This is a genomic window from Acinetobacter sp. 802_lipA, assembly GCF_058242885.1.
In genome coordinates this window covers 1,967,326-1,984,847 of sequence record NZ_JBZAYP010000001.1, presented here as the reverse complement: position 1 = coordinate 1,984,847, position 17,522 = coordinate 1,967,326, and the positions used below count along the sequence as shown (strand labels likewise).

Annotated in this window: 18 protein-coding genes; 5 read left to right on the top strand and 13 right to left on the bottom strand. The window is 42.4% G+C overall.

Annotated elements, in window-relative coordinates; translation table 11 throughout:
• Positions 1-73: 73 nt before the first annotated feature.
• Positions 74-985 carry an alpha/beta hydrolase gene (locus AC4CU3_RS09710; RefSeq protein WP_125273746.1) on the top strand — a complete coding sequence of 304 codons (912 nt, stop codon included), beginning with the start codon at positions 74-76 and terminating at the stop codon, positions 983-985.
• A gap of 72 nt (positions 986-1,057) precedes the next feature.
• On the opposite strand, the gene AC4CU3_RS09705 is transcribed toward AC4CU3_RS09710, so the two are convergent.
• Positions 1,058-1,624, bottom strand: coding sequence for an FMN-dependent NADH-azoreductase (locus AC4CU3_RS09705; protein WP_125273747.1), 567 nt, complete (start codon positions 1,622-1,624; stop codon positions 1,058-1,060).
• Between the two features lie 226 nt (positions 1,625-1,850).
• On the opposite strand from AC4CU3_RS09705, the gene AC4CU3_RS09700 reads away from it, so the two are divergent.
• Positions 1,851-3,092, top strand: coding sequence for a GGDEF domain-containing protein (locus AC4CU3_RS09700; protein ID WP_171455632.1), 1,242 nt, complete (start codon positions 1,851-1,853; stop codon positions 3,090-3,092).
• Here the strand turns inward: AC4CU3_RS09700 and AC4CU3_RS09695 are convergent.
• The 5 genes from AC4CU3_RS09695 to AC4CU3_RS09675 all read right to left on the bottom strand — a co-directional run bounded on the left by AC4CU3_RS09695 (position 3,089) and on the right by AC4CU3_RS09675 (position 7,432).
• Positions 3,089-3,727 (bottom strand): glutathione S-transferase family protein, encoded by a 639-nt coding sequence (locus AC4CU3_RS09695; protein WP_125273749.1) that lies wholly within the window; start codon positions 3,725-3,727, stop codon positions 3,089-3,091. The two genes, AC4CU3_RS09700 and AC4CU3_RS09695, sit on opposite strands and share 4 nt — an antisense overlap.
• Positions 3,728-3,745: 18 nt before the next feature.
• Complete coding sequence (dsbD, locus tag AC4CU3_RS09690) at positions 3,746-5,572, bottom strand: protein-disulfide reductase DsbD (protein ID WP_335998334.1); 1,827 nt, start codon at positions 5,570-5,572, stop codon at positions 3,746-3,748.
• A gap of 19 nt (positions 5,573-5,591) precedes the next feature.
• Entirely contained in the window at positions 5,592-6,362 is a 771-nt protein-coding gene (locus AC4CU3_RS09685; protein WP_490738169.1) for a transporter, read from the bottom strand.
• Positions 6,363-6,376: 14 nt separating this feature from the next.
• Positions 6,377-6,919, bottom strand: a complete 543-nt coding sequence (locus AC4CU3_RS09680; RefSeq protein ID WP_004978318.1) for a hypothetical protein — start codon at positions 6,917-6,919, stop codon at positions 6,377-6,379.
• A 138-nt stretch (positions 6,920-7,057) separates the two neighbouring features.
• The gene (locus AC4CU3_RS09675; protein WP_004691760.1) at positions 7,058-7,432 is read right to left on the bottom strand and encodes an HPF/RaiA family ribosome-associated protein; all 375 of its coding nucleotides are present in this window, start codon (positions 7,430-7,432) and stop codon (positions 7,058-7,060) included.
• A 690-nt stretch (positions 7,433-8,122) separates the two neighbouring features.
• On the opposite strand from AC4CU3_RS09675, the gene AC4CU3_RS09670 reads away from it, so the two are divergent.
• Both AC4CU3_RS09670 and AC4CU3_RS09665 read left to right on the top strand, forming a co-directional pair.
• A complete protein-coding gene (locus tag AC4CU3_RS09670) occupies positions 8,123-8,857 on the top strand; it encodes an outer membrane protein OmpK (protein ID WP_335998339.1) in 735 nt (244 codons plus the stop codon).
• A gap of 97 nt (positions 8,858-8,954) precedes the next feature.
• A complete protein-coding gene (locus tag AC4CU3_RS09665) occupies positions 8,955-9,461 on the top strand; it encodes a GNAT family N-acetyltransferase (protein ID WP_333654272.1) in 507 nt (168 codons plus the stop codon).
• Here AC4CU3_RS09665 and AC4CU3_RS09660 read toward each other — a convergent pair.
• The gene (locus tag AC4CU3_RS09660) at positions 9,450-9,956 is read right to left on the bottom strand and encodes a DUF1877 family protein (RefSeq protein WP_279743723.1); all 507 of its coding nucleotides are present in this window, start codon (positions 9,954-9,956) and stop codon (positions 9,450-9,452) included. The two genes, AC4CU3_RS09665 and AC4CU3_RS09660, sit on opposite strands and share 12 nt — an antisense overlap.
• Before the next feature lie 354 nt (positions 9,957-10,310).
• Between AC4CU3_RS09660 and AC4CU3_RS09655 the strand changes: the two genes are divergently transcribed.
• Entirely contained in the window at positions 10,311-11,021 is a 711-nt protein-coding gene (locus AC4CU3_RS09655; RefSeq protein WP_078425112.1) for a phospholipase D family protein, read from the top strand.
• Positions 11,022-11,101: 80 nt separating this feature from the next.
• Here AC4CU3_RS09655 and urtE read toward each other — a convergent pair whose 3' ends face one another.
• The 6 genes from urtE to AC4CU3_RS09625 form a co-directional block, all read right to left on the bottom strand.
• The gene (gene urtE / locus AC4CU3_RS09650) at positions 11,102-11,800 is read right to left on the bottom strand and encodes an urea ABC transporter ATP-binding subunit UrtE (RefSeq protein ID WP_004691766.1); all 699 of its coding nucleotides are present in this window, start codon (positions 11,798-11,800) and stop codon (positions 11,102-11,104) included.
• Between the two features lie 10 nt (positions 11,801-11,810).
• Positions 11,811-12,629 (bottom strand): urea ABC transporter ATP-binding protein UrtD, encoded by an 819-nt coding sequence (gene urtD, locus AC4CU3_RS09645; RefSeq protein WP_087526658.1) that lies wholly within the window; start codon positions 12,627-12,629, stop codon positions 11,811-11,813.
• Positions 12,626-13,699, bottom strand: a complete 1,074-nt coding sequence (urtC, locus tag AC4CU3_RS09640; protein ID WP_005401483.1) for an urea ABC transporter permease subunit UrtC — start codon at positions 13,697-13,699, stop codon at positions 12,626-12,628. The genes urtD and urtC overlap by 4 nt, the downstream gene beginning before the upstream one ends.
• A 4-nt stretch (positions 13,700-13,703) precedes the next feature.
• On the bottom strand, positions 13,704-15,335 hold the full coding sequence (gene urtB, locus AC4CU3_RS09635) for an urea ABC transporter permease subunit UrtB (RefSeq protein WP_335998345.1): 1,632 nt from the start codon (positions 15,333-15,335) through the stop codon (positions 13,704-13,706).
• A gap of 96 nt (positions 15,336-15,431) precedes the next feature.
• Positions 15,432-16,715: an urea ABC transporter substrate-binding protein gene (gene urtA / locus AC4CU3_RS09630; RefSeq protein ID WP_094148416.1), complete on the bottom strand. Its 1,284-nt coding sequence runs from the start codon at positions 16,713-16,715 to the stop codon at positions 15,432-15,434.
• 397 nt (positions 16,716-17,112) lie between these two features.
• Positions 17,113-17,514 (bottom strand): hypothetical protein, encoded by a 402-nt coding sequence (locus AC4CU3_RS09625; protein WP_078388292.1) that lies wholly within the window; start codon positions 17,512-17,514, stop codon positions 17,113-17,115.
• Positions 17,515-17,522: the final 8 nt, after the last annotated feature.

The following is a 17,522-nucleotide window of genomic DNA, read 5'->3' as shown; positions in this document are numbered from 1 at the left end:
TTAGTGTAACCTTGTAAATTATGTTGGTAAATACACAAACTCAAGGTAAAACAAATAACAAAATGGAATAACTATGAAGATTGCCGATCCATGGAAACAAATCATTACAGAGCAGTTTTTAAAAACCACGATTCGAACCCCAAGTCGCTTTAGTCTCCCCCCCAGTAGTCAGCGTTTTCTTCTTGAACAAATGTGTCGTGCATTTCCGATCAATAAGTCGATCCAGATTCGTCCTCTACGTCTTGCAGGCCTGCGTGCGGAAGAGTTAAAACCTGAAACTGAAGCCACTCAGCTCATTTTGCATATTCATGGTGGAGCTTTCTTTTTAGGTTCAATGAATACCCATCGCGCTTTTGTCTCAGACCTTGCAGCTATCACACAAATGCAAGTCATTCACCTTGACTATCCGTTGTCGCCAGAACACCCCTATCCTGAAGCCATTGATGCGCTGTTTGATGTTTATCTGCTGTTATTGGAGCAAGGGATACAAGCCAAAGATATTATTTTATCGGGGGATTCATGTGGTGCAAATTTAGCGCTAGCCTTGGCTCTGCGAATTCGTGATGAGCAACGCCCTCAAGTCAGTGGATTAATTCTACTTTCGCCATTTTTGGATTTAAGCTTAACCAGTGAATCTATTCGCTATAACAGCAAGCTCGATGCACTGTTATCGATCGAAGCCCTTGAAACAGGCATCGACTATTATGTTCCAGAGCAAATTGACCCAGCGGACCCGCTCGTTTCACCTTTATTTGATGATTTAGCAGACCTCCCGCCTACCCTTGTACAAGTCGGTTCGAAAGAAATTCTCTTGGACGATGCCCAGCGGTTTAAAGATAAAGCGACCAAGGCAGGTGTAGATGTGACATTTAAACTATACACAGGCATGTGGCATAACTTTCAAATGTTTAATGCATGGTTTCCTGAAGCTAAAATGGCGTTAGATGATATAGCAACGTTTGCTCAAGCGCTCGACCAAGATTAGACACATTCCACATAAAAAAAGGTCAGCTTAACGCTGACCAAATGAGGAATCATGGAACTACAGTTATTGTTATTAGATCGTTTGCACCTGCGCTAGAGCTGCTGCAATGGCTTTGTCTTTCAGCTCTGGGCCCGTATTCACGCCTTCAGCACGAATGATTTCAACATCGGTCACACCAGTAAAATTAAAAACAGTTTTTAAGAAGCCTTCTTGGAAGTCAACAGGACTATTTTCACCATAGACACCACCACGACTACTGGCAATATAGGCTTTCTTGTCACCAGCCAAACCGACAGGACCATTTTCCGTATATTTAAAGGTACGACCTGCAACACTAATGCGGTCAATCCATGCTTTTAAAGTCGAAGTAATCCCGAAGTTATACATCGCCGCACCAATCACCACAACGTCCGCATCTAAGTACTGTTGAATAATACGTTCGCCCAAAGCCGATTGTTCTGCATTTTGACCCATTAAAATTTCTGCGTCTAAGTGTGGAATCGGTTGCGTTGCCAAATCCAAATATTCAACCTCAACTTGTGCATGCTTTTCGCTGAGTTGCGAAACAATGGCTTGGCTCAACTGACGAGATACAGAGGCATCCGCCATAATACTTGAATCAATGTGTAAAACTTTCATGGGATGTTCCCGCATAATCTTTATTGAATAGCTGCATCTTAAAAGAATCCCGCTCTTAGAATAATTGGTTTATTTAAAACACTATGTTGCAAAAATAGAACACTTTTCCCTTTTTATAGGGATATTTTTTCTATGATTTTAGATGCTATCTTTAAATTCAATTTTAAGAATTAATTACACTATTTAAATTAAAAAGAATATGAAAGTAAGAGGATAAAAAGATTGAATGAATTCACTAGCCTCCAGCTCTAAAAAATTAAATAAAAATAAACTTTCTCACTATTTACTGGAAGAGGAAGTCATCATGAATTGGAGCACCTTGAAAAAGTGCATTCTGATGTTGGTTTTGGCTTGCATTATTCATGTTGCTTGGCTCGGTTGGGATAGCTTTATCCTACTAAACCCGCAATATTGGCAGGTGGTCAATCTCGATATTGTACGCATCCAATTTGTACTGAACTCTATCTTTTTACTGACCTTGTCAGGACTGATTTATCCCTGCTATGTCCTACATGATCGCGTCTGGGTACAGCGTTTTTTACCCTATGTCGCAATCGGCATTTTTGTCATTTCTCTTTGCCAAGACAGTTATTTCGTTGGCGTATTAAGCCCAATGACTATGATTGCCTACATTTGTTTGCTGACCGTGGGCTTAGTCCTGTTTAAACGCAAAATCATTTATATCATGCTGATTCCCGCAACCAGCTTTTTGGTCTTTTCAGGCTATCTCAGTTTTATAGATGTCATGCCCTACTCTCCACTTTTCACCATTAACGGCAAGCTGTTTTATAATGGGTTTTGGTTATTTTCAATGCTGTATTTCATTGCCCCTATTCTTGTCACTTGTCTGATTTTATTTGAAATCTTACTCAGTCAATGGCGGCATCGTGAGCGACTCATTCAACATTTAAGTCAGACCGACCCACTCACCAACGCCTTGAACCGCCGCAGTATTAACCAAAGCTTAGATGAGTTGCATCATGATAAAATTTGCCCCTATGCCATCGTGCTTTTAGACCTCGATCATTTTAAAAACATCAATGACCAATTTGGACATCATATGGGAGATAACGTGCTCATCGCTGTGAGCCAAGAATTACAAGAATTAAATGACCAGATACAAAAACATGACCTAGTGGGGCGCTTTGGGGGGGAAGAATTTATTCTGATTTTAAAACACTCATCAGACCTACAAGCCCGTCAAATTGCGGAACGTTGCCGTGCAGCCATTGAAGATTTAGTGATTCAAAATGAAGATGGACGTGCAATTCGCATTACTGCCAGTTTCGGCATTGCCCTAGCGACGGATAAATTGAAACCGCAACAGCTTTTGGATCAAGCAGACAAAGCACTCTATGCCGCTAAAGCCAGTGGACGTAATCAAATCAAATGCTATTTAGAAATCAATCCCTGTGAGATCAAATATAGCGCCGCATGTGCAGACACACAGCACATTTCACCCAACTAAACTGCTTCTGCCCGTGCCGCGTCGACCCATTGTGTAACCGCAGGATGCTGCATAATGTGTTGCATATACTGCTGGCTGCGTTCGGCTACAGGTAGTGCATAACTCTTGAAACGCATCACTACAGGGGCATAGAAGGCATCGGCTATAGAAAAATCACCAAATAAAAAGGTATGCTCATCCGAACGCTGTGCCCAAATTTGTTCAATTCGTTCAACATCTGCTCTTAATTGAGCATGCTGCGCCCACAAAGCTTGACCCTCAGCTATGCTGTACTGCGCTTGAATATGCATTGGACACAATTGGCGTAGTGCCATAAAACTACTGTGCATCTCACCACTGATACTCCGTGCTTGTGCTCTCAAATGGGTCAGCTTGGGCCACAGGGCTAAATCTGGATTTTGCTCGGCCAAATATTCACAGATGGCTAAAGAATCCCAAATTTTAAATTCGCCCACATCCAATACGGGCACTTTGGCATTGGCATGAATGAGGGACAGTTGCTCTTTAAAACTGGGATTTGTCGCATCAAAGCGAACCAGTACCTCTTCAAAATCGATGTTAAATGCAGTCAAGACCAGCCATGCTCGCATCGACCAACTGGAGTAATTTTTATTGGCAATATATAAACGTTGCATCCCCCGCTCTCCTTCAGGTTAAAAACGTTGTAATTGAGCTAGCAGTTCAGCCTCAGTAAATGCACCCGTTAAACGTAAACCACGAATTTCTTGTTGTGAGGCATCTAAGAATAAATAGGTCGGTGGTCCTAAAATATCCCACTGGTTTAAAAGTACTTGATGGGTTGCATCGTAATGACTCAAATCCAATTTAATCAAATAATATGGCGCAAGCGCTTGCTGTACCTTTGCAGACTTTAATATACGGTGTTCAATCGGCTGACAAGCAACACACCAATCCGCATAGACATCGACAATAATCTTTTGACCTTTTGGTGCTTGTGCCAAGAGCTGCTTAAACTCCGTTGCCGTCGCTGCCACATGCCAACGCGCAGATGCAGCCACTGGCGCTTCAAAGAAACGCTGACTCTGCTGATATTGGCTATAGGCAATGTACGTCCCGCCAATGACTAGAGCCACGATGTACAGCATACGCAACTGAGTTTTATGCCACATCAAACGATACAACACATAAATAATAAAGCTCAAGCCTAGCAGCAGACTCAGTGCTTGCATCCATGTTTCAGAAAGCAAAGGACGCACAAAATACAGCGCCAAAGCCAACATGATGAAAGCAAAGAATACCCGAACCTGATTCATCCACAGCCCAGCACGAGGCAATACCTTAGCACCCAGTACGCTTGCCACTAACAGCGGTGTACCCATACCAAACCCTAAGGTGAACAACAAAATGGCCCCTTGCCACTGACTTTGTGTCTGTGAAATAAATAGTAAAGCGCCTGCCAAAGGTGCAGTCATACACGGTCCAACCAACAGTGCAGAGATCATGCCCATAATCGCAGCACTGATCAGGCTTCCACCCTTTTGCATAGACTGGATATGATCAAGTTTATTCACCACGGCTTGCGGCAGTTTAAGTTCAAACAAACCAAATAGATTGAGCGCGAATAAAATAAAAAGAATGCTAAAAGCAATCAGGGTGGATGGCTGTTGTAACCAACGCTGGAAATTCAAACCCGCAGATGAGGCCACCAAGCCCAAAATGGCATAGACCATGGCCATACTGCACACAAAGACCAAGGCAATCATCCATGCTTTCAGGCCTTTGCTATCGCGAATAATTAAAGAGGTTAAAATCGGCAACATCGGTAATGAACACGGCGTAAACGCGAGTAATATCCCAAGGCCAAAGAACAGTAATAAACCATAAGCCAATGAGCTTTTGGCTAACTCTTCAGACCAAATTTGGTCTTGCGCAGCCATCGCATCGGAAGCTGTTGCGGCGGGTTCAGCAGTGACTGTGGGGTTGATCGGCTCAAATTGCGGATTCGACTGCGCGGCTAAATCTAACAGTCGTTTTGATCCACCCGCTTGGTCTTGTAGGCGGACCAAGCCATTGACATCAGTTTTAAACTCAATGCTTTGCGGCGGATAGCAAATGCGATCTTTGGCACAACCTTGCCAAGTCACCTTATAAGTTTGTGAAGCCTGCGTGTCTAAGTCAAATTGCACTTGTTGATAATAAACTTGGGTGTGTCCATAGTTTTCATCATACAGATCATGCGCAGGAGGTAGCTCAAGCTTGAGCGGCTGACCTGCCTGTTGTACTTCAAATTTGTGCTGATACAGATAATACTGTTCAGGGATATTCCAGTGCAGTTGAGCCGTATGCTCAGTCGTGGATTCCACTGTAAATGGAAAAGCATCTTCAGCTGAAAGAAGTGGAGTTTCCGCATGAACGTTTAGGATACTGGTCCAGATACACAGATTGATGATCAATACTGACAGTGCCAGATACCACGTTTTGCCGCTCATCCCCTGTTTCAGATGAAGATGCTTTTTCATAATATATTCTTTTTTCTAATTAAAATAAGTATGAAACGCCAAGTCCTGAATAATAACTTTTATCTGAACCATTTAAGTCGACACCAACACTTGCGTCCAACTGCATCCGATTATTCACCGCATACATGACACCTGTACCGAGCGCATATTCATTGTCTTGACTTTCTGCTTTACGATAAACCAATTCAGAAAAACCACTGAGTTTATCGGTAAATTGATATTCTAAAGTCGGAATTGCAGAAATGGCCCAATCACTATTTTGCACTTCATAACGCATGGTGATGGATGTCGACACGAGGTCACTATAATCGTATGCCACCACAGATGACAGGCTATAAATATCATCTTCATTGGTGAAACCATCATTACCTGTGGCAATAATCGCTTCAGCCAGTACCGCCATAGTCAAGCGTTCATCATCCAAAGGAATCGCCGCTTTCACACCCACACTGACATCACCCAAACCATCTGTTTCAGACTTATGGCCTGCCACTTTCATTTGTTGCCAAGAGGGCCCAGCCCAACCCAATTGCAATTCGATGTTTTCAGCTAAACCTGTGCGCAATAACATATCTGCATTTAAGCTGGTGGTTTTGACTTTTTCACCATCAGCCGTGGTCGATTCAGCATAGTGCGCATTGGCCAAGCCCTGCTCCCAAGCCAACTGCCCCACAGGCGTAATCCCTGTCCTTATGCCCGAACCTGGGCGGTCAAAGGAAAAATCTGCAGCCATCGCATTCATACTGAACCCAGCGGCTACACATAAACCTAAATGTTTTAATTGCATCATGATGATCTCGCTGTTTAAGCTAATTCTTTTGTCATTTTTGCACCATGCTGACGAAGCAACTCTAAAGTTTGCTTTTCTTCAGCCAATGCTTCGGCCCAATTAATTTCGTCAAATTCACAATCAAAGAATAAATCGCTAATTGAAGATAAAATAGTTAAGCCATCTTCATCTTTGGTGTTTGGATCGACTTTTTCGTCCAACAAACGTTTGACCGCTGGCGCACATGCAGCACTTGCAGCATCCCAAAGTGGGCCATAAATTTCTTCTGTATCCCACAAATGCAAGTTTGCTTTACCATGAATCAGTTGTTCTAGAATGTCTAAATGGACCGCTAGAGTCTGTTGTTTTTCTTGTTCTGACAGTGGTGCACCTGCTTCATACGCTTCGCAAATCGCTTCCCACCATTTGAATAAGCCGTCTGACCAAACAGAAATCACAGGTCCTTTTTCAGGATCGATAAAATTGAGACTTAACCCATCGGTCAATAGACGTTGAACTTGTTGAAGATCTAATTCTTCAAGTGCTTGCACGAAAGCTTGTTGTTGCGCGGTTAACATGGAGATGACGCTCTTCAATTCAGTTTATTCTATTATGCCGAATAAACGGGACATTTGTTATCCGTAATGTTGGATAAAAGTGAGTGTCCAGCATTAAAAAAGCCCCTGATTGAGGGGCTTCTTTAAATTCGGTGAGGTTTAATCTTCCTCATCATCAACTAGGCCATCATCCTGATCTGCATATACAGGTTGGCCAGCACGTGGTTTATCATTTTTTTCAAAGGTATGTTCTAAACTACGTTTAAGGCGATCGATCGCGCCATGAATCGCGGTATCAACATTATGACCTTTATGATTTACAACCACGGGTTTTAAACCTGCTGGACGCGCTTCAATCATACATTGAATGTCGTCATCTCCGCCTTTATGGCTATTGGCATCACTTAGATGCACTGAAAAGTGGGTAATGCGCTCACTGTGACGTTGAAATTCTTGATTCAGCTCTTCGCGTATATAACTAATTAAACGGTCACTATTTTGAATGTTTTTATCTGTACGGATTTCTATGTTCATAAAATAACATCCTCTCTCTTTCTTTATTCGACTCTTTTTTTGTACGAAGATTTTTATGTCTTGGCACACTTGTAACTTACTGTTTTAACAGTATTCGACCATCTTCAATTGCTTTGGAATATAACCTCCATCGATTGAATGATGAACACTTTTGAGTCTGCAGATCTGTGTCCTTCTCCTTTGAATATCGGGCCTAACTGAAAATTATGCAAGTGATATTTTTAAAAAAATATGAAAAGGATACTTATTGTGACAAGCCCTTACTTGCATGGCTAAAAACAGATGGATTTGATTCCATCTTCTAACTATTCACGTGACTTCATTGGCTAGAATGAACAAAAAAATCTCATGATTATGACAACTTCAATTACGGCAGGAATGACTCCACTCATCGATCATTCACTCTTTGCAAACATCCCCAAATAAGTGCAAACGCTGTTCCATTCTAGGATTTTCCCGAGCTGTATCATGTCGATATTGCTAAATTTATTATTCAATCACCTAACATTTTTTCCATGAAGGTCCATATCAAATTAAGTGTCATGCCTGAAAGGCAACATTAAACCATTTGGTAAAAAAAGTATAAAAAATGGCTCATTTTGATATCTATTTTCCATGACATTCGTCAAATTTGGCTTTATTTTTGCTTAATAATCGGTATCCTGTATCCGATTTTTTGGGGAAATATTCATGAAACTGACTCAAATTGCTGCTTTCGTAGCATTATCTTCTGCTGCAGCAATCTCTCAAGCTGCGCCGATTTGGCAAGACTTTAGCTTCACTGGTTTATATGGTGAAAACTACAAATCACCGTTCAAAACTGAAGACGAAAAGCTTGAGCAAACAACCATTACTGCAGAATACGCAGCGGGCTTCAAATATGGCGATTTCTTCGCTTTCGCTGACCGTACCAACAACGATGCTGATGGCAATGAAACTTACTTTGAAGTTGCACCACGTTTCAGCTTAAGTGCAATGACAGGAACTAAACTTGAGCTTGGCCCAGTTAAAGATGTGCTAGTTGCAACGACATGGGAAGGCGGTGAAGGTTTCAATAACTACCTCTATGGTATTGGTTTTACCTTAAACGTGCCATATACACAGTATGCAAACATCAACTTCTACAAAGCAGATAACGACCTGACTGATGATGATTATCAAATGACCATCAACTATGCAGTACCGTTCAAACTTGGTTCTGAAGACTTTTTAGTTGATGCCTTCCTTGACTGGTCAACAGGTGAAAATGCAAATCATGCAAGCGAGTTAAACTGGACTAGTCAGTATAAATGGAATGTAGGTAAACACATTTCTCCAGATACACGCCTTTACGTAGGTATCGAGCACTCAGTTTGGAATAACAAATACGGCTATAAAGGCGTTGACCAAAATGACGTAAGTGCGTTAATTAAATACCACTTCTAATTCACTTTTGTGAATATCCAAAAGCAAGACTTCTGTCTTGCTTTTTTTTATGTAAAAGCAGCATGATAACCCTCCCAACGCATACAACCTTGCCTTCATGTCTTTTCTCATTCGTCTGGCTACTGAACACGATCTGCCCGAGATCCAAAATATTTATAATGCAGAAGTCTTACATGGCATGGCCACTTGGAATGAACATGCCTATGATTTAGCACATTTCCAAAAACAACTACTACACTTTCAACAAAACCAATTTCCATTTTGCGTGGTGGAAGACCAAGAAATGCAGGCCATTGCAGGCTTTGCAGACTATGCCACCTTCCGTAATTTTTCAGGCTATCGTTATACCGTTGAACACTCGATTTATATTTCACCCAACTATGCCCGTCAGGGCTTAGGTCAACAGCTTTTAGCGTATTTGATTGAACAAGCAAAAATGCAGCACATGCATGTCATGGTTGCAGGAATTGACCACGCCAATCTGGCTTCAATTGCTTTACATGAAAAGTTTGGCTTTGTACAAACTGGCTATATGCCCCAAGTCGGACAGAAGTTTGGGCAATGGCGTGATCTGGTGTTGATGCAACTGCTGCTAAATCAGTGAGGTCGGGACTAAATTGTCACTGGTTACGCTAATTACGGCATAGGTATGCTTGGCCGCATGTTCATAAAAGTTTCTGAGCTGAGCAAAGACTAAACTCAACTCGGCAAATTGCAATTCAATCGATTCAGTCTGAATGCCATGTTCCTGTTCTAAGCGTTTCAAACACGTGGTTTGCATATGTTTTTTAAAGTCATCGATAGCTAATTTTTCTAAAGCCTCTTGAACTTCAACCACACGCACCGCGGTGTTATAACGTACATCTGCAAGTTGTTTTTGGCGCTCTGCCAAGTGATGCTCGGCTTGCACACTCAAGGCCAGTAAAGAAGTGCCGGACTTAAAACTGCCTTGTAATAAGGTCTGTAAGATTTTCCAGTTTTTACCTAAAAGCAGATGTGACTCGATGTGCTCCGAATTCAGCACATCGTCGACAGAAATAGATTCTAAAATCAACGTTTCCAAAGCATTGGGCGGAATACTTAATAATAATGTGTCCATATGGCTGCTCTTATTGTTGTTGCTTTGCATTAGCTTAACGCGTCTAAAAGCAGATAGCTCAATCAATTTGTATGAGTAATTTTTCATACAAATTGAAAGATGACCAACCTTTACTTCCAACCCAAAGACCGACCAACACAGACTAAAACTTACCCCTCCTCGCAGATGTATATATTGAGACTCAAACATTCGAATCCCCAAAGGAGTTTTCGGTTTTGACTGGATGAGGACAGAACACCATTGTGATATTTTTCAGCTTGATGAAAAAATTCAAATTACACGTCTAGATCATGCCTAACCAAGTATTTATGCGTTAATATCTCATTTAATTATTCAAAATAATCAGAGGGTTCAATGGCAAAATTTTTAAATACGAGCGGTACTAATTTTTTTCTTGAAGAACTCATCAAAAATGCCAAAGAGCGTCTCATTTTAATTAGTCCTTATCTCCGTTTAAATGACCGAATTAAGGAACTGCTAGAAGATAAAGATCGTCTCAAAATTGATATTCGTATTGTTTATGGAAAAAGTGATTTACATCCAGACGAAATTAAATGGATGCAAAAGTTGGATTATGTTCGCGTTAGCTTCTGCAAAAACTTGCATGCAAAATGTTATGTCAATGAAAGTGAATGCATTATTTCAAGTCTAAACCTTTATGAGTTCAGCCAAGTCAATAACAATGAAATGGGGATCTTAGTTCGTAAGTATGAAGATAACGAAGTCTTCAAAGATGCTTATGAGGAAGCTCAACGAATTATCCGTATTAGTGATGAAATACGTATTACTCTAGATGAAGTAAAAGCTGAGGCTTCTCCAGTTTCAGAAATGAAAGAAAATGAAGAGGAAATTACGACCTTTACTAAGTTAACTACAGCAAAACTTGCTGCTAAAGTTGGTATTAAAACCCCAGATTTACTAGAAAAGTTAGTCAATAAAGGCTATTTAAACCTAACAGACAATGGAAAGCACTTACTTACAGATTCAGGGAAGTCTATTGGGGGCGAATTTAGAACGGGGCAATATGGTATTTATTTTCTATGGGATGAAAATACCGAGATTTAAAAACAATAAATCCCTCCAAACCTCCCTTTTAAAAGGGAGGCTTCCCCCTCTCCATTTGGAAGAGGGGAGAATAAAAAAGCTTAAATCGCCACCAATTCTCGAATACCTTTTGCAGGCATTTCACAGCCTGCACCTTGCGCAATCACTTGCCCACGGGCCATGACGGTATATGCATCGGCCAGCTCTTCGGCAAAATCATAAAACTGCTCGACCAAAACCACTGCCATGTCGCCGCCATCCGCCAGTTTACGAATCACTCGGCCAATGTCTTTGATAATAGAAGGTTGAATGCCTTCTGTAGGCTCATCCAAAATTAACACCCGAGGCTCTGATGCTAAAGCACGCGCAATGGCCAGTTGCTGCTGCTGCCCCCCTGATAAATCCCCGCCTCGGCGGTGCTTCATTTCATCTAAAATTGGGAAAATTTCATACAAATGCTCAGGCACTTTTCGAGTTTTCGCCCCCTTAAACTTGGCCATACCAATCAGGATATTTTCTTCAACTGTTAAGGTTGAAAAAATATCACGCCCTTGCGGCACATAAGCCAAACCTGCACGCACGCGTTGCTCGGGACTCATTTTCGAGATGTCCTGACCATCAAGTAGAATCTGTCCGGACTTGATCGGTAAAATCCCCATTAAACATTTCAGTAAGGTGGTTTTCCCAACGCCATTCCGCCCCAGCACCACGGAGCACTCTCCCACAGGGGCCTGAAATGAAACATCTCTTAAAATATGACTGCCACCGTAAAACTGATTGACGTCTTTGACTTCTAACATGGTCGGCTCCTTAACGTCCTAAATATTTCTCAATCACATCCTCATTGGCCTGTACCTCAGCCAATGTACCTTCGGCTAAGATCGCCCCTTGAGCCAGTACCGTCACTTTTTCACTGATGGTGTCGATAAAGCTCATGTCATGTTCAACCACCACCAAGGTGTGATTTTTCTTCAGCTCTAAACATAGCTCAGCGGTTCGTTCCGTTTCGGCATCGGTCATACCGGCCACGGGTTCATCAAGTAGAATCAGCTTAGGGCGTTGCATAAGCAACATGCCGATTTCCAACCATTGCTTTTGTCCATGTGACAACAGCCCCGCAGGTTTGTGTACCCATTCTTCTAGGCGAATTTGCGCTAAGGACTCGTCCAAAGCCAGCTGTGCGTCTGGATCTAGTTTGCTAAAAAAGCTTTTCTTCACCCGCTTATCTTTGGGTGCAGCAAGCAGTAAGTTTTCCATCACTGTAAAGTTTTCAAATACCGTTGGTTTTTGAAATTTACGCCCAATGCCTGCTTCCGCAATTTGCTCGGTACTCATCTTGGCCAAATCATAGTTTTGCCCAAAAAAAGCCGAGCCTTCTGTCGGTCGGGTTTTTCCCGTAATCACATCCATTAGTGTGGTTTTACCTGCCCCATTGGGCCCAATAATGCAGCGTAGCTCCCCTTCTTGAATGTATAGAGACAGATCATTTAAGGCACGAAAGGCATCAAACCAAACACTGACTTTTTCCAAGTACAGTGCAATCCCATGGCTAAAGTCGGCACCTTGTTCTTTGGGACGTCCATAGCCGTCTGAAGCATGGCCACCATGAGGTTGAATTAGCTCACTCATTCGCTACGCTCCTTTTTAAAACGGTCAAATAGACCAATCACACCTTTGGGTAAGAAAATAGTGACCACAATAAATAAAGCACCCAAGATCAATAACCATGCTTCTGGATAAGCCACGGTGAAATAGGTTTTCACGCCATTAATTAACCCTGCACCCAAAATTGGACCAATCAAAGTCCCACGCCCACCCGCAGCCACCCACACCGCCATTTCAATCGAATTAACGGGGTTCATTTCACTTGGGTTAATAATGCCAGCCTGAGGCACATACAATGCTCCTGCAATACCTGCAATCACTGCGGACAGCACCCATGCAGAAAGCTTGTACCACAGCGTACGATAGCCCAAATACTGCAAGCGGTTTTCACTGTCCCGAATTGCCCCCAGCACACGACCGTAGGGTTTATTCATGAGATGACGCAACCCCACGAAGCACAGCATCAACACCAAAGCCGTTAAGGAACATAAGGTGGCACGCATGGGTGCAGAAGTGATGTCCATGCCTAAAATAGTCTTAAAGCCTGTAAACCCATTGTTTCCGCCAAAGCCTGTTTCATTGCGGAAAAATAACAGTGCCGCAGCAAATGTCATCGCCTGCGTAATAATCGAAAAATACACGCCTTTAATTTTGGAGCGAAAGGCAAAGAAACCAAAGATGAAGGCCACCACACCGGGAACCAACACCACCAAGGCCAAAGCCCATAAGAAATGATTGCTACCCACCCAATACCACGGCAGTTCAGTCCAGCTTAAAAAACGCATAAAGTCAGGCAGGCTGTCACCTGCCGTCTGGCGCATCAGATACATGCCGAAGGCATAACCACCAAGGGCAAAGTACAAGCCATGGCCTAGGCTTAAAATGCCTGCATAACCCCAAACCAAGTCCAACGCCAAAGCCACCAGAGCCAAGCACATGATTTTGCCAATCAAGGTGACCCAATACGCAGAGAGATGAAAGGCTGAATCGACTGGTAGTAAATGTAACCAAGGCAGGATCAGCATCACCGCAAAGCAGACCGCAATAGCGAGCGCACTATAAGGTTTATCGGAAAATAAAGAAGTGATTTTCATGCGCTTACTCCACAAAACGGCCTTTGATGGCAAACAAACCTTGTGGACGTTTTTGAATAAACAAAATCACAAGAACCAGTAGAATAATTTTCGCAAGAACAGCCCCCATCCCAATTTCAAGGACTGTACCGCTGATCCCTAAACCAAGTGCCGCCAGCACAGCTCCCCAAACTTGTCCAACACCACCCACCACAACAACCAAGAAAGCATCGATAATATAGTTCTGACCCAAATCAGGCCCAACATTGCCCACTTGTGCTAAGGCACAGCCCGCTAGACCAGCTAAGCCTGAACCCAGCCCAAAGGCCAACATATCGATACGGCTAGAGCGAATACCGACAGCACGTGCCATTTGACGGTTTTGTGTTACGGCACGTACAAACAGACCAAAGCGGGTTTTATTGAGTAGGTAAACCAACAGCAGTAGCACCGCAACCGTAAACACAATAATGGCAATCCGGTTATACGGCAGCATTAAACTTGGACTCAGCGCAATACCGCCTGATAACCATGAAATATTCGAGACTTCGACATTTTGCGCGCCAAAAATCATCCGGACCAATTGCATCAAAATCAGACTGACGCCAAAAGTCGCCAACAACGTTTCAAGCTGACGACCATATAGTGGTCGAATTACCGTCCGTTCAATCAACATGCCAATCAGTGCACTTACCACAAACGCCGCAGGAATGGCAGCAATCAAATACCAATCGACATAGCTACCCAAGTAGGTCTTAAACAGGCTTTGCACCACATAGGTGGTATAAGCCCCAATCATAATCAACTCACCATGCGCCATATTAATCACACCAAGCAGGCCATAAGTGATGGCTAAACCGAGCGCTGCTAGCAGTAAAATACTGGCTGTACTGAAACCTGAAAACACATGTCCAGCCCATTCACTGGCCTGAATCCGTGTTTTAATCTGACTTTTGGCATCCACCAACACAGCTTTGAGTTCGGGGTTCAAGTTTGATTGAGTTAAAGCTTGCTCAACCAGTGCCAGCACCTCGGGACGATTGGAGTCGGTAAGGACTTTAGCAGCCTGAATTTGGACTAAAACATCTGGACTTTCAAAGTCGAGGCGCGCTTTGAGCTGTGCCAAGCGCTGTTTAACTTTATTATTTTGTTCATGCAGATAGAGCTGATTAATCTGCGCAACATTCAGTTCAGACAGATTATTTTCTAAAATATCAATGGCTGCTAAACGTTGGGCAGATTCTTCAGATTTTAATTTGGCCTGTGCCTGTCCAAAGTTTAAGGCTTTACGTAAGGTGTTGACCAAAGTTACCTGAGACAAATCCCCCGGCCAAGTTTTAATTACTTGCTCATCGGGATAACGCAATAATTTTTCATTATTTTTTAAAATATACGTCGTGCCTGCGCTGTCCCGATACAGCTCATCACTGTCGATCAGTGCCACCAATCGATCAAATTCTTCAATCGTCCCCGGCCATTGGTTGAGCATGGCACGGCGCTCAGCAAACTCAGCCTTGACAAAACGTTGAATCGTATCATTCGATGCTGATACGCTTTGGGTCTGAGCAGAAAGTTGAGCCTCTTCAGCCCAAACACTGCTACTCACGAGCTGTGCCATTGCGCACAGCAGTGCAGCACAAAAAAATTTAAGATTCATAATATGACGTCCTTAAGCTTGTTTAAAACATCCCGCATCGGGGTGTGCTTACTGAAAAGCCCACAGCGATCGCAGTAGGCTCAACGCTTAAGAAAATTATTTAGGAATGTACGGACTCCAAGGTTCCGCCTTAATCACAGTTGGTGTTTTATAGACCACATCAAACTGACCATCACCACGGATTTCACCAATCATCACTGGTTTTTGTAGATGATGATTTTCAGCATCCATTTTTAAGGTATAGCCTGAAGGTGCTTTGAATTCTTGACCAGCCATCGCAACACGAACTTTATCAACATCGGTACTGCCTGCTTTTTCAACCGCTTGCTTCCACATATTGATGCCCACATAAGTGGCTTCCATCGGGTCATTGGTCACGATTTTGTCAGCATTCGGCAACTTATACTGCACCGCATACTGCTTCATTTTATTGACAAATTCGGTGTTGGTTGGATTTTTCACCGACATGAAATAGTTCCATGCAGCCAAATGTCCAACCAATGGTTTGGTATCAATACCACGGAGTTCTTCTTCACCCACAGAGAAGGCCATGACTGGAATATCCGAAGCTTTAATGCCTTGGTTACCCAGCTCACGATAGAACGGTACGTTAGAATCGCCATTGATGGTTGAAATTACTGCGGTTTTCTTACCCGCAGCAAATTTCTTCACATTACCGACAATGGTTTGATAGTTACTATGACCGAAGGGGGTGTACTCTTCCATGATGTCCGCATCGGCCACACCTTTGGACTTCAAGAACGCACGTAAAATTTTATTGGTGGTGCGTGGGTAGACATAGTCCGTACCGAGTAGCACAAAGCGCTCTGCTTTACCGCCCTCTTCGCTCATCAAATATTCCACCGCAGGAATCGCCTGTTGGTTCGGTGCGGCGCCTGTATAGAAAATATTTTTCGACTGCTCCTGCCCTTCATACTGCACGGGATAGAACAATAAACCATTCAACTCTTCTACCACAGGTAACACTGACTTACGCGATACCGATGTCCATGAACCAAAAATCACCGCGACTTTATCTTGGGTAATGAGTTGACGTGCTTTTTCAGCAAATAAAGGCCAATCAGATGCTGGATCGACCACTACAGGTTCTAACTTTTTGCCCAGTACCCCACCGTTGGCATTAATTTCATTGATGGTCATCAATGCTGTGTCTTTGAGAGAGGTTTCAGAAATTGCCATGGTGCCTGAGAGCGAGTGCAAAATTCCGACTTTGATGGTGTCACCACTGCTCACTGCCGCTGTTGGCTCAGACGTTGCTGTTTCCGCTTTCTCCGCAGGTTTTGAACAACCTGTCAAAGCAATAGTCCCCATCATTGCAGTTGCAAGGAATGTTTTAGTGAGTAATTTTTGTTGGAACATCTTGATTTTCTCCAAACTTGAAACTTAGGGTGCATTTTGCAATGCATGATTGTTATTCGCGCTATGAGTGCCAATTCAATTTCTATGCCAAGCAGGGTTTTACGATGTGAAAATCATTATCAAATTTTTAATTATTTCAATATTTATCAATCATTTATTTATTTTTAAATGCACTGTATTTTAGGTAGATTTTCGCCCAAATGGCTACTTTTCTGCATACAAACTTGTATACATCATTTGTTCCAAATCAATTCATTTCGCCTAATTCAATTGATTGACTGAAAAATTGTGCACAGATTAAGCGCAATCTTATGGCCCATCTGCGCAACAAAAAGCCCGCAATGTACGGGCTTTTTATTTTTAGATTAAAAGTGTTCAAATAACACAATTTATGCATTTAATGCAGAATCATATGCCTAGGTTGATTTAGTGATGTGTAATCTTCAAACCAATAATGTGGATCATTACCTTTCGTATATTTAACATTTTGTTCTTTATAATTTCCTTTAAACTTTTCAGCAAGGGTAACGTGTATTGAGCCTTGTTCAGGATAATCACAATGTGCATCACTGATTCGATTACCTAGTGCTAACTCATTGTCTAAAATTTTTTTCATCTCAGAATTTAATAAATTGGCATAATACAAAATTCTTTTTTTCCATTCGACACGCCCTGCTAAGCTTAAGGCATGTAGTGTTTCATCATCCACATCAGCTTCACGCATTTCCTGTAATTCTTCTTCATTCATGCCCATATCATTTCGTATATTTTCCGCTAAATGTTTTTCTTGATATTCCATTTTTATTC